Source organism: Brachybacterium alimentarium (assembly GCF_002332425.1).
GTDB lineage: Bacteria > Actinomycetota > Actinomycetes > Actinomycetales > Dermabacteraceae > Brachybacterium > Brachybacterium alimentarium.
Genome location: NZ_NRGS01000003.1, coordinates 28,964 through 43,509 on the forward strand (window position 1 = coordinate 28,964; position 14,546 = coordinate 43,509).

Annotated in this window: 12 protein-coding genes; 8 read left to right on the forward strand and 4 right to left on the reverse strand. The window is 70.5% G+C overall.

Annotated features, from left to right (window positions below; all coding sequences use genetic code 11):
- Nucleotides 1–174: 174 nt before the first annotated feature.
- From CIK71_RS01445 to sdhC, 4 genes are all read right to left on the reverse strand, one after another.
- Entirely contained in the window at nucleotides 175–936 is a 762-nt protein-coding gene (locus tag CIK71_RS01445; RefSeq protein WP_096163412.1) for a succinate dehydrogenase iron-sulfur subunit, read from the reverse strand.
- Nucleotides 936–2,711, reverse strand: a complete 1,776-nt coding sequence (gene sdhA / locus CIK71_RS01450) for a succinate dehydrogenase flavoprotein subunit (RefSeq protein ID WP_096163413.1) — start codon at nucleotides 2,709–2,711, stop codon at nucleotides 936–938. The genes CIK71_RS01445 and sdhA overlap by 1 nt, the downstream gene beginning before the upstream one ends.
- An 81-nt stretch (nucleotides 2,712–2,792) precedes the next feature.
- Nucleotides 2,793–3,251, reverse strand: coding sequence for a succinate dehydrogenase, hydrophobic membrane anchor protein (gene sdhD, locus CIK71_RS01455; RefSeq protein WP_096163414.1), 459 nt, complete (start codon nucleotides 3,249–3,251; stop codon nucleotides 2,793–2,795).
- 2 nt (nucleotides 3,252–3,253) lie between these two features.
- The gene (gene sdhC, locus CIK71_RS01460; protein WP_096163415.1) at nucleotides 3,254–3,631 is read right to left on the reverse strand and encodes a succinate dehydrogenase, cytochrome b556 subunit; all 378 of its coding nucleotides are present in this window, start codon (nucleotides 3,629–3,631) and stop codon (nucleotides 3,254–3,256) included.
- Between the two features lie 276 nt (nucleotides 3,632–3,907).
- Between sdhC and CIK71_RS01465 the strand changes: the two genes are divergently transcribed.
- The 8 genes from CIK71_RS01465 to CIK71_RS01500 all read left to right on the forward strand — a co-directional run bounded on the left by CIK71_RS01465 (nucleotide 3,908) and on the right by CIK71_RS01500 (nucleotide 14,496).
- Nucleotides 3,908–5,251, forward strand: coding sequence for a mannose-1-phosphate guanylyltransferase (locus CIK71_RS01465; RefSeq protein WP_096163416.1), 1,344 nt, complete (start codon nucleotides 3,908–3,910; stop codon nucleotides 5,249–5,251).
- Nucleotides 5,252–5,397: 146 nt separating this feature from the next.
- Nucleotides 5,398–6,639: a M20 family metallopeptidase gene (locus CIK71_RS01470; protein WP_096163417.1), complete on the forward strand. Its 1,242-nt coding sequence runs from the start codon at nucleotides 5,398–5,400 to the stop codon at nucleotides 6,637–6,639.
- A 187-nt stretch (nucleotides 6,640–6,826) separates the two neighbouring features.
- On the forward strand, nucleotides 6,827–7,939 hold the full coding sequence (locus CIK71_RS01475; protein ID WP_096163418.1) for a BMP family lipoprotein: 1,113 nt from the start codon (nucleotides 6,827–6,829) through the stop codon (nucleotides 7,937–7,939).
- Nucleotides 7,940–8,038: 99 nt separating this feature from the next.
- Nucleotides 8,039–9,610, forward strand: coding sequence for an ABC transporter ATP-binding protein (locus tag CIK71_RS01480; RefSeq protein ID WP_096163419.1), 1,572 nt, complete (start codon nucleotides 8,039–8,041; stop codon nucleotides 9,608–9,610).
- Nucleotides 9,607–11,208: an ABC transporter permease gene (locus CIK71_RS01485; protein ID WP_096163420.1), complete on the forward strand. Its 1,602-nt coding sequence runs from the start codon at nucleotides 9,607–9,609 to the stop codon at nucleotides 11,206–11,208. The genes CIK71_RS01480 and CIK71_RS01485 overlap by 4 nt, the downstream gene beginning before the upstream one ends.
- Nucleotides 11,205–12,542 (forward strand): ABC transporter permease, encoded by a 1,338-nt coding sequence (locus tag CIK71_RS01490; protein WP_096163421.1) that lies wholly within the window; start codon nucleotides 11,205–11,207, stop codon nucleotides 12,540–12,542. Before CIK71_RS01485 ends, CIK71_RS01490 begins: the two co-directional genes overlap by 4 nt.
- Nucleotides 12,543–12,555: 13 nt before the next feature.
- On the forward strand, nucleotides 12,556–13,035 hold the full coding sequence (locus CIK71_RS01495) for a cytidine deaminase (protein ID WP_096163422.1): 480 nt from the start codon (nucleotides 12,556–12,558) through the stop codon (nucleotides 13,033–13,035).
- 132 nt (nucleotides 13,036–13,167) lie between these two features.
- Nucleotides 13,168–14,496, forward strand: coding sequence for a thymidine phosphorylase (locus tag CIK71_RS01500; protein ID WP_096163423.1), 1,329 nt, complete (start codon nucleotides 13,168–13,170; stop codon nucleotides 14,494–14,496).
- Nucleotides 14,497–14,546 lie beyond the last annotated feature (50 nt).

Below are 14,546 nucleotides of genomic sequence, written 5' to 3' on the forward strand. Positions count from 1 at the left end.
TGGGTCCCACGCTCACATTTGGCGACCCGAGGGCGGCGAGCCGAGGGTGACGACAGCGACAGCGGCGACCCGAGGGCGGCGCCAGCGACAGCGGCGACCCGAGGATGCCAGCGGGCGACCCGAGGGCGGCGGCGTCCTGGTTGGTGCGGAGCGCCGCCGCGCATGCCGCACGGCTCAGACGCGGCCGCGGATCACAGCCTGCTTGACCTCGGCGATCGCCTTGGTGACCTGGATGCCGCGGGGGCAGGCCTCGGTGCAGTTGAAGGTGGTGCGGCAGCGCCACACGCCTTCCTTGGAGTTCAGGATCTCGAGGCGCTGCTCGCCGGCGTCATCACGCGAGTCGAAGATGAAACGGTGCGCGTTGACGATCGCGGCGGGGCCGAAGTACTGCCCGTCGGTCCAGAACACGGGGCACGAGGAGGTGCACGCCGCGCACAGGATGCACTTGGTGGTGTCGTCGAAGCGCTCGCGCTCCTCGGCGGACTGCAGACGCTCGCGGCTGGGCTCCTGGCCCTTGGCGACGAGGAACGGCATGACCTCGCGGTAGGAGTCGAAGAACGGCTCCATGTCCACGATGAGGTCCTTCTCGACCGGGAGGCCCTTGATCGGCTCGACCGTGATCGGCTTCTTGAGGTCGAGGTCCTTCAGCAGCGTCTTGCAGGCCAGGCGGTTGCGGCCGTTGATGCGCATCGCATCCGAGCCGCAGACGCCGTGCGCGCAGGAGCGACGGAAGGTGAGCGACCCGTCGAGGTGCCACTTGATCTCGTGCATCGCATCCAGCACACGGTCGGTGCCGTGCATGGTGATGGTGAAGTCCTCCCAGTGGGTGCCCTTGTCATCCTCCGGGTTGAAGCGCGCGATGCGCAGCGTGACCTCGAACGAGGGGATCGCCTCGACCCCTTCGTCGGCCTTCGGCTTCTCAGCGACGGCAGTCATCAGAACGTACGCTCCTTCGGCTCGTATCGGGTGATCACGACGGGCTTGGTGCCCAGCCGGACCGTGGTGCCCTCATCGCCCTGCTCGCCCTCGAGGGTGCGGTAGGCCATCGTGTGCGAGAGGTAGTTGACATCATCGCGGGTGTCGTAGTCCTCGCGGAAGTGGCCGCCGCGGGACTCCTTGCGGTTCAGCGCGCCGATCGTCACGATCTCGGCGAGGTCGAGCAGGAAGCCCAGCTCGACCGCCTCCATGAGGTCCAGGTTGTAGCGCTGGCCCTTGTCCTGGATCGCGACCGTCTCGTAGCGCTTCTTGAGGTCCGCGATGCCGGCGAGGGCGGCGCGGCAGGTCTCGTCGGTCCGGAACACCTGGACGTTGGCGTCCATGAGCTCCTGCAGATCGCGGCGGATGTCGGCGATGCGGTCCTCCGTCGCCGGACGGTCCCGCAGACGCTGCAGCAGCTCCACGGTCGGTGCCTCCAGGCCCTCGGGAAGCTCGGCGAGCTCGACCTCCTCGGCGTGCTTCGCGGCGGCGATGCCGGCGCGACGGCCGAAGACGTTGATGTCCAGCAGCGAGTTCGTGCCCAGGCGGTTGCCGCCGTGCACGGAGACGCACGCGGTCTCGCCCGCGGCGTACAGACCGGGGATCACATCGGTCTCGTTGCGCAGCACCTCGCCCTGGACGTTGGTCGGGATGCCGCCCATGCCGTAGTGCGCAGTCGGGAACACGGGCACGGGGTCGGTGTAGGGCTCCACGCCGAGGTAGGTGCGCGCGAACTCGGTGATGTCCGGAAGCTTCGCGTCGATGTGGGCGGGCTCGAGGTGGGTGAGGTCCAGGAGGACGTAGTCCTTCTTCGGGCCGCAGCCCCGGCCCTCGCGCACCTCATTGGCCATCGCACGGGCGACGACGTCACGGGGCGCGAGGTCCTTCAGCGTCGGCGCGTAGCGCTCCATGAAGCGCTCCATGTTGCTGTTGCGCAGGATCGCGCCCTCGCCCCGGGCGGCCTCCGAGAGGAGGATGCCCAGGCCTGCCAGGCCCGTCGGATGGAACTGGAAGAACTCCATGTCCTCGAGCGGGATGCCGCGGCGGAAGGCCATGGCCGGTCCGTCACCGGTGAGGGTGTGGGCGTTCGAGGTGGTCTTGAAGATCTTCCCGAAGCCGCCCGAGGCGAAGACGACCGACTTCGCACGGAAGATGTGCAGCTCACCGGTGGCGAGCTCGTAGGTCACCACGCCGGAGGCGCGGACGCCCTCGTCGGTGCGCGGGTCGCCCGTCATGAGGATGTCGAGCACGTAGTACTCGTTGAAGAACTCCACCTGCTGCTTCACGCAGTTCTGGTAGAGGGTCTGGAGGATCATGTGACCGGTGCGGTCCGCCGCATAGCAGGAGCGACGCACGGGGGCCTCGCCGTGCTCACGGGTATGGCCGCCGAAGCGACGCTGGTCGATGCGACCCTCGGGGGTGCGGTTGAACGGCAGGCCCATCTTCTCGAGGTCGAGCACCGCGTCGATGGCCTCCTTGGCCATGATCTCGGCGGCGTCCTGGTCGACCAGGTAGTCGCCGCCCTTGACGGTGTCGTACGTGTGCCACTCCCAGTTGTCGTCCTCGACATTGGCCAGGGCGGCGCACATGCCTCCCTGGGCGGCACCGGTGTGGGACCGCGTGGGGTACAGCTTCGTGACGACGGCGGTGCGGGCGTCCTTGGAGGATTCGAGCGCCGCGCGCATTCCGGCGCCACCGGCACCGATGATGACCACGTCGTAGTTATGGGTCTGCATGTCTGGTGACTGCTCCGTTTCGGGGTCGACCGGGAAGAACGATGTCGGGGGCCGGGCGGGCCGGCCCCCGGGGACGAGTTGTCAGCCTTCGCAGAGGGAGGGCAGCAGGCTGGGGTCGGCACCGACCGGGCACGGGTCGAAGGTGAAGATGACCAGGGTGCCGAGCACGATCGTCACGACGACCGCGAACAGCAGCAGGGACTTCAGGACCATCCGGACCGTGGGCTTGCGCGCGTAGTCGCTGATGATCGTGCGCACGCCGTTGCCGCCGTGGATGAGGCCGAGCCAGAGCATCAGCAGGTCCCAGACCTGCCAGAACGGGGAGGCCCACTTGCCGCCCACGAAGGCGAAGTCGATGCCCTTGACTCCTTCGCCGAGCCACAGGTTCACGAAGAGGTGACCGAAGACGAGGATCACGAGGAGGACACCGGAGACGCGCATGAACAGCCACGACATCATCTCGGTGTTGACGCCGTGCATGCCGGTGCGCCGGTAGCGGGTGGTGGGATCGGGGATCGAGGTGGTGGACTGTGCACTCATGATCAAGCTCCGAACATGTGCATGAGCTGGCGGGGAACGAAGCCGAGCATCAGGACGACCCAGAGCACGACGACGCCCCAGAACAGCTTCCGCTGGTGGGTGGTGCCCTTGGACCAGAAGTCCACGAGGATGATGCGAAGGCCGTTCAGGGCGTGGAACAGGATCGCGCCGACGAGACCGATCTCGCCGAGGCCGAAGACGATGGTCTTGTAGTGACCGATCACCTCGTTGTACGCCTCTGGAGAGACCCTGACCAGTGCGGTGTCGAGCACGTGCACGAGCAGGAACAGGAAGATGAGCATTCCCGAGATGCGGTGGGCGACCCAGGACCACATGCCCTCGCGACCGCGATAGAGCGTCCCGGATTGGGCTGATGCCACGGAAGATCCTCCAGAAGCGACGGATTGGCGCCGGGAGCGGGATGCGTCGCCGCTGTGGTGGGCGCGCGGGTCCCGGATGCGATCCGGACGACCTTCGCGGCGCTCCGGACGCCCTGCGGGCACCCGTTTCACGACACGGCGACATCATCATCGCCCCCGACAGGGGCGGAGCCAGCCTAGCACCATGACGTGCAGGTCCTGGGCATCTCGACGGGGTGGGGAAGCGTCCCCACCGGCCTGCGTCCAAGGGTGCGGCGGCACGGATACGCTGGGCACATGCCCCAGGCTCCCTTCGTTCCCGTGATCCCCGCTGGCGGTGCCGGAACCCGATTGTGGCCGCTCTCACGCCGGGGCCGGCCCAAGTTCCTGCTCGACCTCACCGGCAGCGGAGCCTCTCTCCTGCAGCAGACGGTCGCGCGCCTCGCCCCGCTCGCGGACCGGGCCCCGATCGTCGTCACCGGAGTGCCCCATGTCGCCGCGGTGCGGGAGCAGGTCGGCTCCGACGTGCAGATCCTGGCGGAGCCCTCGCCGCGCAACTCGATGCCCGCGATCGCGCTGGCGGCCGCGCTCGTGGAGCGTGACTCCCCGGACGCCGTCATCGGGTCCTTCGCGGCGGACCATCTCATCGGGGACGATGCGTCCTTCGCCCGAGCGGTCACCGCCGCCCGACATGCGGCCGAGCTCGGACATCTGGTGACGATCGGTATCCGACCCACTCATGCCGCGACCGGCTTCGGCTACATCGAGCGGGTGGTCGAGCGACACCTCGAGCGGGACGGCGAGAAGACGTCGGCCGACGGGGGAGCAGCGTCCGGCACGGCAGCGGCAGCAGGGCCGACGGGGACGGCTGCGGCGACGGAGACAGCTGCTGTGACGGGGACAGCTGCGGCGACGGAGACAGCAGCGACAGCCGAGGGCGAGCTGCGGGCCCTCGGCGCCGTACCCGTCTCGCGGTTCGTCGAGAAGCCTGACCGCGACAGGGCCGAGGCGTTCCTCGCGTCCGGCACGTTCTCCTGGAACGCGGGCATCTTCGTGGTGCGGGCCCGCGTGCTGCTCGATGAGCTGGCCGAGCAGATCCCCGGGATCGCCCACGGCGCGCGAGCGATCGCCGCCGCCCACGGCACGCAGGAGTACAGCTCGGTGCTCGCCGAGATCTGGCCGCGGCTGACCTCCATCGCGATCGACCATGCATTGGCCGAGCCGCTCGCCGCGGCCGGGAAGGTCGCCATGGTTCCCGGGGACTTCGACTGGGACGACGTCGGCGACTTCGCCGCCCTCGCCCGCCAGCTGCGGGAGCACCGGGGCAGCACCGGTGCCGGCTCGGCGGGTTCCGGTCGCTCTGACGGTTCTGTCTGCGCTGGTGGACCTGTCGGCGCTGACGGACCTGATGACTCTGATGGCTCTGATGTCCAGGTGTTGGGCGCCGCGACCGTCGATGCCCTCTCCTCCACAGCGACGGTGTACGGTTCCACCGATCGCCACATCGCCCTGGTCGGACTGCAGGGCATCAGCATCGTGGACACCGAGGACGCCCTGCTGGTGCTCGCCGACGAGCAGGCCCAGACCCTCGCTCGCATCGTGGCTCGCCTCGATGAGAACGGGCACGGCCACCTGCGCTGAGCACACCCGCGCGGCGGCTTCCGTGTGCGAGGGGACGTCCGCGCAGGAGCGTCGTGCGGCGACGCAGCGCGCGCAGCGGTGCTCCGGTCGCTGACAGCAGGGGCGCCTCGTGGCGAGGACGGCACAGACGAACAGGGAGTGGGCACGTGGAGCAGTCGCAGCAGGTTCTGCTGGGAACCCCGGAACAGCGCTCGATGCTGGGTCCGGAGGGCCTGATCGCACGCACCGTCGCGGAGAGGGCCGACGATCTGCGCGAGGTGCGGCGCCATCTCCACCGCCACCCCGAGCTCTCCCACGAGGAGCACGACACCACGGAGTTCGTCCTCGAACGGCTGCGCGACCTGGGTCTCGCTCCGCAGCGGATGGCCAGCACCGGCGCGATCTGCGACATCCCCGGCAGTGACCCGACCCTCGCGCCCATCGCCCTGCGGGCTGACATGGACGCACTCGGCATTCCCGAGCTCACCACCGTCTCCTATCGCTCGACCGTCGAGGGCGTCTCCCATGCCTGCGGGCACGACGTCCACATGAGCGCCGTGCTCGGGGCCGCCACCACACTGGTCCGCGTGGCGGACGCGGGAGCACTGCGACGGGGCGTGCGCCTGGTGTTCCAGCCGTCCGAGGAGATGCACCCCTGCGGCGCGCTGGACCTCATCGGCCAGGGCGTCCTGGACGGCGTGGACTCGATCCTCGCCCTGCACTGCGACCCCGGTGTGGACGTCGGCCACGTGGGTCTGAAGAGCGGCCCGATCACCTCGGCGACGGACCCGGTGAAGATCCAGGTGCGCGGCGCCGGCGGGCACACCTCCCGCCCGCACCTCACCCAGGATCTGGTCTACGCGCTCGGCTCCATCGTGACTCAGCTGCCGGCAGCCCTGACCCGGCGCATGGACCCCCGCTCCGGGGTGAACCTCACCTGGGGCAGCGTCCACGCCGGTTCTGCCTTCAACGCGATTCCCAGCAGCGGCACCCTCGAGGGCACTCTGCGCTGTCTGGACCACGACGCCTGGGACAAGGCCGAGGAGCTGCTCGAATCGGTGCTCGCCGATCTCGTACGCCCCTGGGGCATCGAGGCCCGCGTCACGCATGATCGCGGCGTGCCGCCCGTCTCCAACGCCGCCAGCAGCGTCGACGTGCTCTCCGCCGCGGTGACCAGCACGCTGGGACGGGAGTTCCTGGATCCGACCGCGCAGTCCCTGGGCGGCGAGGACTTCGCCTGGTATCTCGAGAAGGTGCCGGGCGCGCTGGCCCGGCTCGGGACGCGCACCCCGGGCGGGCGCACCTACGACCTCCACATGGGCGACCTGATGATCGACGAGCGGGCCATCGGCATCGGGGCCTCGGTGCTCGCGAGCGCCTGCGTGCAGCGCGACCTGCTCCCGGTCTGACCGGCGGCCCCTCCGCCGGTCGCCGAGGGCCTCGTCCGCGTCGATTGCATAACGGTTCATCCGCCGCGCCCACCTCCGGCGCCAGGAGGGCTCCTGCGCGACTAGGGTCCGATTCGGAACGCGACAGAGCTGTCGCCCGATACCCCTCGGTGCCCGATCGGCCCGACTCTCCAGCGGAGGAACCCTCATGAAGAGCTTCACGCGTGCGCTCGCCCTCACCGGGGCAGGCGTCCTCACCCTGGCCGCCTGCGGCACGGCCCCCGACGAGGGCGGCAGCGGATCCAGCGACGCCGGCGGCGCCGGCAGCGACTACAAGGCCTGCATGGTCTCCGACGCGGGCGGCTGGGACGACAAGTCCTTCAACGAGTCCAGCCACGACGGTCTGCTCGCCGCCGAGAAGAACCTCGGGATCGAGAAGGCCGAGGCCGAGTCCTCGAGCGACTCCGACTTCGCCCCGAACATCAACAACATGGTCACCGAGGGCTGCGACCTCATCGTGACCGTCGGCTTCCTGCTGGCCCCTGCCACCGGCGCCGCCGGCGAGGCCAACCAGGACACCGACTTCGCGATCGTCGACTCCACCGCGCAGGACGCGGACGGCAGCCCGATCACGCTGGACAACGTCAAGCCCATCGAGTTCAACACCGCCGAGGCCGCGTTCCTCGCCGGCTACCTCGCCGCGGGCATGTCCGAGACCGGGAAGGTCGCCACCTACGGCGGCATGAACATCCCCACCGTCACCATCTTCATGGACGGCTACGCCGACGGTGTCGCGTACTACAACGAGACCAAGGACGCCGACGTGCAGGTGCTCGGCTGGAACAAGGACACGCAGGAGGGCTCGATCGTGGGCACCTTCGACGACCAGTCCAAGGGCAAGGCCGTCTCCGACGAGTTCTACAACGCGGGCGCGGACATCATCATGCCCGTCGCCGGCCCGGTCGGTGCCGGCACCCTCGCCTCCGCGAAGGAGGGCGAGGACCGCTCGGTGATCTGGGTCGACGCCGATGGCTACGAGACCAATGCGAGCGATGAGGATGCCCAGAGCGTCATCATGACCTCCGTGATGAAGGAGATGGGCACCGCCGTCGAGGACGTCATCAGCGTCTCCGCCGACGGCGAGTTCGACGCGACCCCGTACGTCGGCACCCTCGAGAACGGCGGCGTCGGCCTGGCCCCGTTCCACGACTTCGAGGACGACGTCCCCGAGGAGCTCTCCACCGAGCTCGACACCCTCAAGCAGGACATCATCGACGGCACGGTGACCGTCGAGTCGAAGGCCTCCCCGAAGGAAGCCTGATCCGCTGGACGAGGCGGTCCCGACCCTGACCGGGCCGGGACCGCCTCCTCCTGACCGCCGGCCCGATGATCTCGGCCGCCGCTGACGGAAGCGAGAACTGTGAAGCTCGAACTGCGTGGGATCACGAAGACCTTCGGGGCCTTCGTGGCCAACGATGCCATCGACCTGGTCGTCGAACCCGGTGAGATCCACTCCCTGCTGGGGGAGAACGGTGCCGGCAAGTCGACCCTGATGAACGTCCTGTACGGGCTGTACCGCCCCGACGGCGGCGAGATCGTCCTGGATGACGTGCCCGTCTCCTTCTCCGACCCCGGGGATGCGATGGCAGCCGGCATCGGCATGGTCCACCAGCACTTCATGCTCGTGCCCGTCTTCACCGTGGCGGAGAACGTGGTCCTCGGCCACGAGCCCACCAAGGGGGGCCTGCTCGACCTCGCGGCCGCGAGGAAGCTGGTGCGGGAGATCTCCGCCCGCTTCGGGTTCGAGCTCGATCCGGATGCGCTCGTGGAGAACCTCCCGGTCGGTGCCCAGCAGCGGGTCGAGATCATCAAGGCGCTCAGCCGCCGTGCCGAGGTGCTCGTGCTGGATGAGCCCACCGCCGTGCTCACGCCCCACGAGACCGACGAGCTGATGACGATCATGCGCCAGCTGCGCGACGAGGGCACCTCGATCGTGTTCATCACGCACAAGCTGCGTGAGGTCAAGGCCGTCTCCGATCGGATCACCGTGATCCGCCGCGGCCGGGTGGTCGGCGAGGCCGATCCGTCGGCCGACCAGGCCGAGCTCGCCTCCCTCATGGTGGGCAGGCAGGTCTCCCTCGCCCAGGACAAGGCCCCCGCGGCGCCCGGGGACATCGCCCTCGAGGTGAGCGACCTGCAGGTCACCGACGAGGCCGGGATGCGCACGCTGGACGGCGTCTCCTTCGAGGTGCACCACGGCGAGGTGCTCGCGATCGCGGGCGTCCAGGGCAACGGGCAGACCGAGCTCAGCGAAGCGCTGCTGGGTCTGCAGGAGACGGTGCACGGCTCCGCGCTGCTGGAGGGGCGGGAGCTCGTCGGCCGCAGCACCAAGCAGATCCTCGACGCCGGCATCGGCTTCGTGCCCGAGGACCGCACCCACGACGCCCTCGTCGCCGACTTCTCCGTCGCCGAGAACCTCGTGCTGGACCAGCACGACCGGGCGCCCTTCGGGTCCGCGCTCGCGATGAGCAGGAGAGCGGTGCAGCAGAACGCGGACACGCTCATCCCGGAGTTCGACGTGCGCACGGGATCCTCCGCCGCGGCCGTCTCCACGCTCTCCGGCGGCAACCAGCAGAAGGTGGTGATGGCCCGCGCCCTGAACCGCGAGCTGGCCCTCCTGATCGCCTCCCAGCCCACCCGCGGAGTCGACGTGGGCTCCATCGAGTTCCTCCACCGTCGGATCCTCGACGAGCGCGACAAGGGCACACCCGTGATCATCGTGTCCACCGAGCTGGACGAGGTCACCCAGCTGGCCGACCGAATCGCGGTGATGTACCGCGGCCAGATCCTCGGCATCGTCCCGGGCGACGAGGACCGCGACGTGCTCGGCCTGATGATGGCCGGATACACCGCCGAGGCCGCCCGCGAGGCCGTCGCCTCCGGTGCGCGCACCACCGACTCGCAGCTCGCCGACGAAGGAGAGATCGTATGACCGCCGTCGCCGATCCCGAGAACAGCGGGTCCGCCCCGGGCGTGGGGGCCGGGGGCGCCGACACCCCGCCCCCGCCCGAGCAGCAGGCCGAGAACCGCCTGAGCCGGACGCTCCAGAAGATCGCGCGCGGTGACACCCTCGTCGTGGTGATGAGCTTCGTGTTCGCGTTCATCGTGGGCTCCGTGCTCATCGTCATCTCCGACGACGAGGTCCGCGAGACGCTCGGCTACTTCTTCGCCCGGCCCTCCGACGCCTTCACCGCGATCTGGCAGTCCGTGAGCCAGGCCTACGAGGCCATGTTCCGCGGCGCCGTGTTCGACGGGCCCGGGTTCTCCCGCGTCGCCCAGGACCTCCGCGAGGCCGGCGGGTCCGGCACCTACGTGCTGCTGCCGGCGCTCGCCGCAGGCCTGCGCCCCCTGACCGAGACCCTCACCGTCGCGACCCCGCTGATCATCGCGGCCGCCGGCATGGCGGTCAGCTTCCGTGCCGGACTGTTCAACATCGGCGGCACCGGCCAGCTGATCGTGGGCTCCATGGCCGCCGGCTACATCGGCTTCTCCTGGAACCTCCCGATCGTCGTGCACCTGCTGGTCGCCCTCCTCGCCGGCCTGCTCGCCGGCGCCGTCTGGGGCGGCTTCGCGGGCTTCCTCAAGGCGCGCTTCGGCGCCAACGAGGTGATCAGCACGATCATGCTGAACTGGATCGCGACCTATCTGCTGTTCTTCGCGCTGAAGACCGCCGCCTTCACCGGCGCGAACCAGTCCCAGCCCACCTCACCCTCCGTCGCCGACACCGCGGTGCTGCCGCACCTGCTGGGATCGGGCTTCCGTCTGCACGCCGGCCTGATCCTCGCCGCCGGTTCGGCCGTCTTCCTGTGGTGGCTCATGAGCCGCTCGACCCTCGGCTTCCAGTTCCGCGCCGTCGGCTCCAACCCGCGTGCGGCCCAGGTCGCCGGCATCTCCCCGGCCCGCACGTCGTTCCTGGTGCTCGCCGTGGCCGGTGCGCTCGTGGGGCTCGCCGGAGCCGTCCACGTGCTCGGGACCGAGAAGCGGCTCACCGAGGGCGTCGCCGGAAGCATCGGCTTCGACGCCATCACGGTCGCCCTGCTGGGTCGCTCGGGTCCGGTGGGCATCGTGCTCGCCGGCCTGCTCTTCGCCGGCCTATCCACGGGCGGCCGCTTCATGGAGACGAACCAGGGGGTGCCGCTCGACCTGGTGCAGGTCATCCAGGTGCTCGTGGTGCTGTTCATCGCGGCCCCGCCGCTCGTGCGCACGCTGATCGGCCTGCGCCGCATCGATCATCCCGGCGCCGGTGCGCGCGTGCGTCGTGCGAAGGCCGCCTCGTCCCGCGGCGTCGGCTCCGTCTCCGCCCCGGTCGGTGCCACGGGGGTCGCAGGCGGTGCCTCGACCGGCGCGTCGACCGCTGGCGGTGAGGGCGGATCAGGGAAGGCCGGGCCTCCGTCGGCCGACGACGATCCCTCCGCTGCGCGTGCTCCCGATCCCGCACCGCCCGCTGCGCCCGATCCAGACCTCGACCCGGAGACGCCGGGGCCCGCCGAGGGCGAGAACCCCGCCGGAGAGAAGGGAGAGACCCGATGAGCACCGCTCCCGCCGTCGTCAAGGACGACTCCGAGGTCACCCGGACCATCGACGACATCCGCCCGGACAGCTGGTGGCACATCCCGGCCACCACGACCGTGCTCGGCCTGCTCGCCCTGGTGCTGTTCGGCCTGCGGGGCATCCCCGGCGCCGACTCCGTCTACGCCCTGGCCCGCGAGGGCGACCTGAACCCCTTCGGCATCGTGCCCGAGAGCATCACGGTGCCCTCGATGGCCGCTTCGATCGTGCTGTCGGTCCTCGCGCTCCTCGCCTCGGGCGCTCTGTGGGCGCTGCAGGCTCGGGTCGCCCGGCCGTCGGCGCGCGTGCGCGTCACGCTCATCGTCGTCTTCGCCGTCGCCTGGGTCCTGGCCTTCATGACCTGGGTGATCTCCGAGCGCACCCTCGGGGTGGCGACGCTGCTCCAGGGCACCCTCGCGCTCGCCGTGCCGCTCGCCTTCGGCGCCCTCTCGGGCGTCCTGTCGGAACGCGCCGGCGTCATCAACATCGCCATCGAGGGCCAGCTGCTCTTCGGCGCGTTCGGGGCGGCCCTGGTCGGCTCGATCGCTGGGAGCGTCTGGGTGGGGCTGCTCGCGGCACCGGTCATGGCACTCGTGATGGGCGCGATGCTGGCCCTGTTCGCCGTCGGCTACCGGGTCCAGCAGATCATCGTCGGCGTGGTCCTGAACGTGCTGGCCATCGGCATCACGTCGTTCTTCTTCGGCACCGTGATGCGGGACAACCCCGGGCGGTTCAACTCCCCGCTGCGGCTGCCCACGCTGCGCATCCCCGTGCTCGCGGACATCCCCGTGATCGGCCGGGTCCTGTTCGAGCAGAACATCCTCGTCTACCTGATGTGGATCGTGGTCGCCGGACTCACCGTGGCCCTGTTCCGGACCCGCTGGGGCCTGCGCGTGCGCGCCGTCGGCGAGCACCCCCGTGCGGCCGACACCGTGGGCATCGCCGTGAACCGCACCCGCTGGATCAACGTGATGCTGGGCTCGGCGGTGGCGGGCCTCGGCGGCGCCACCCTGACCATCGGCACCGGAGTCGCCTTCGGCGAGGAGATGAGCGCAGGCAAGGGATATATCGCCCTGGCGGCGATGATCCTGGGCCGCTACCACCCGATCGGGGCGCTGCTCGCCGCCCTCACCTTCGCCTTCGCGGACTCCCTGCAGCTGCGCCTGGGCACGATGACCGCGGCGGAGGGCGGGGTCGCCATCCCCGGCGACTTCCTGCTGATGCTGCCGTACGTGGTGGCCCTGTTCGCCGTCGCCGGCGTGGTGGGCCGGGTGCGGGTCCCCGCGGCCGACGGCGTCCCCTACGTCAAGCAGTGAGAGCATCGACCCCATGAGCACCCCCGACCCCACAGCCGGCACGCTCGCCCACCGGGGCACCGCCCCGGGCACGGAGCCCGACGGGAACGACGCCTTCGCCGAGCTGCTCGCTGCGGCGCGCGCGATCGCCGAGCACGCCTACGCCCCGTACTCGCACTTCCGGGTCGGGGCCGCGGCGCTGACCGACGACGGCCGCCTCGTGCGCGGATGCAACGTGGAGAACGCCGGCTACGGCGTCACCCTCTGCGCCGAATGCGGCCTGATCAGCGAGCTCGTCGCCACCGGCGGCGGGCGCCTCGCCCGCTTCGTGTGCGTGGGCGGGGACGAGCATCTCCCCGGCGACGCGCGCGAGGTCGTGATGCCCTGCGGGCGCTGCCGGCAGCTGCTGTCCGAGCACGCCGCCGACGATCTCGTGATCCTCACCCCGGAGGGCCCGCGGTCCATGGAGCAGGTTCTGCCCCAGGCCTTCGGCCCCGCCGATCTGCGAGCCTGACCACCCCGTGCGGCGACCGCCGCGCACGATGCCCGCCGCCCACGACACCCGACGACACGACACCCGACGACACGACACCCGACGACACGACACCCGACGACACGACGCCCCCACCAGCCCAGGAGCTCTCCCATGACGTCCGCCCCCGACGACACCACCCCGCCGACCTCGGCCGTCGAGCCCTTCGACGTCGTCGACGTCATCCGCACCAAGCGGGACGGCCAGCGCCTCGCCGATGACCAGATCGACTGGGTGATCGACGCCTACACTCGCGGCATCGTCGCCGAACAGCAGATGGCGGCCCTCGCGATGGCCATCTTCCTGCGCGGGATGGAACGTCCCGAGATCGCCCGCTGGACCCACGCGATGATCGACAGCGGCGAACGGATGGACTTCCAGGCGCTGTCCAAGCCCACCACCGACAAGCACTCCACGGGCGGCGTGGGGGACAAGATCACCCTGCCGCTCGCCCCGCTGGTGGCGAGCTACGGGGTGGCCGTGCCCCAGCTGTCCGGCCGAGGGCTGGGACACACCGGCGGCACCCTCGACAAGCTCGAGGCGATCCCCGGCTGGCGCGCCGACCTCACCAACGCCGAGATGATGGCCCAGCTCGAGAACTCCGGCGCCGTGATCTGCGCGGCCGGATCGGGCCTCGCCCCGGCGGACAAGAAGCTCTACGCGCTGCGCGACATCACCGGCACCGTCGAGGCGATCCCGCTGATCGCCAGCTCGATCATGTCCAAGAAGATCGCCGAGGGCACCGCCGCGCTCACCCTGGACGTCAAGACCGGGGCCGGCGCCTTCATGAAGGACGAGGCCGACGCCCGCGAGCTCGCCCGCACCATGGTCGAGCTCGGAACGGACGCCGGTGTGCATACCGTCGCCCTGCTCACGGACATGTCCGCTCCGCTCGGCCGCACCGCCGGCAACGGCCTCGAGGTGCGTGAGTCCCTCGAGGTGCTCGCCGGCGGCGGACCGGCGGACATCGTGGAACTCACCTGCGCGCTGGCACGGGAGATGCTCGAGGCGGCCGGGGTGCACGACCCCGACGTCGAGGCCGCCCTCGCCGACGGACGGGCGATGGATTCGTGGCGCGCGATGATCTCCGCCCAGGGCGGCGACGTCGACGCCCCGCTGCCCGTCGCGAAGCACGTCGAGGAGTTCCGCGCCGCCGAGGACGGCGTGGTCACCGGACTGGATGCGATGGGTGTGGGCGTGGCCGCCTGGCGGCTCGGCGCCGGACGCTCCCGCCCGGGCGAGGCCGTGCAGGCCGCCGCCGGTGTGGAGATCGAGGCGCACATCGGCGACGAGGTGAGGGCCGGGGACGTGCTGGCCCGCCTGCACACCGATACGCCGGAACGGATGCCGCGCGCGCTCGAGTCGATCGCGGGATCCTGGACCCTCGCGACGCCCGGCGTCGCGGCACCTGAGCGCCGGATCGTGATGGATCGGATCGCCTGACCCGCCGACGCCTGCCGGCCGCGCCGGTGCGGGCACCCGTGCCGGTGCAG

What these genes read in the sequence shown, in the direction of transcription:
- CIK71_RS01445 (WP_096163412.1), bottom strand. Translation starts at nt 936, where the DNA reads ATGACTGCCGTCGCTGAGAAGCCGAAGGCCGACGAAGGGGTCGAGGCG.
- sdhA (WP_096163413.1), bottom strand. Translation starts at nt 2,711, where the DNA reads ATGCAGACCCATAACTACGACGTGGTCATCATCGGTGCCGGTGGCGCC.
- sdhD (WP_096163414.1), bottom strand. Translation starts at nt 3,251, where the DNA reads ATGAGTGCACAGTCCACCACCTCGATCCCCGATCCCACCACCCGCTAC.
- CIK71_RS01465 (WP_096163416.1), top strand. Translation starts at nt 3,908, where the DNA reads ATGCCCCAGGCTCCCTTCGTTCCCGTGATCCCCGCTGGCGGTGCCGGA.
- CIK71_RS01475 (WP_096163418.1), top strand. Translation starts at nt 6,827, where the DNA reads ATGAAGAGCTTCACGCGTGCGCTCGCCCTCACCGGGGCAGGCGTCCTC.
- CIK71_RS01485 (WP_096163420.1), top strand. Translation starts at nt 9,607, where the DNA reads ATGACCGCCGTCGCCGATCCCGAGAACAGCGGGTCCGCCCCGGGCGTG.
- CIK71_RS01490 (WP_096163421.1), top strand. Translation starts at nt 11,205, where the DNA reads ATGAGCACCGCTCCCGCCGTCGTCAAGGACGACTCCGAGGTCACCCGG.
- CIK71_RS01495 (WP_096163422.1), top strand. Translation starts at nt 12,556, where the DNA reads ATGAGCACCCCCGACCCCACAGCCGGCACGCTCGCCCACCGGGGCACC.
- CIK71_RS01500 (WP_096163423.1), top strand. Translation starts at nt 13,168, where the DNA reads ATGACGTCCGCCCCCGACGACACCACCCCGCCGACCTCGGCCGTCGAG.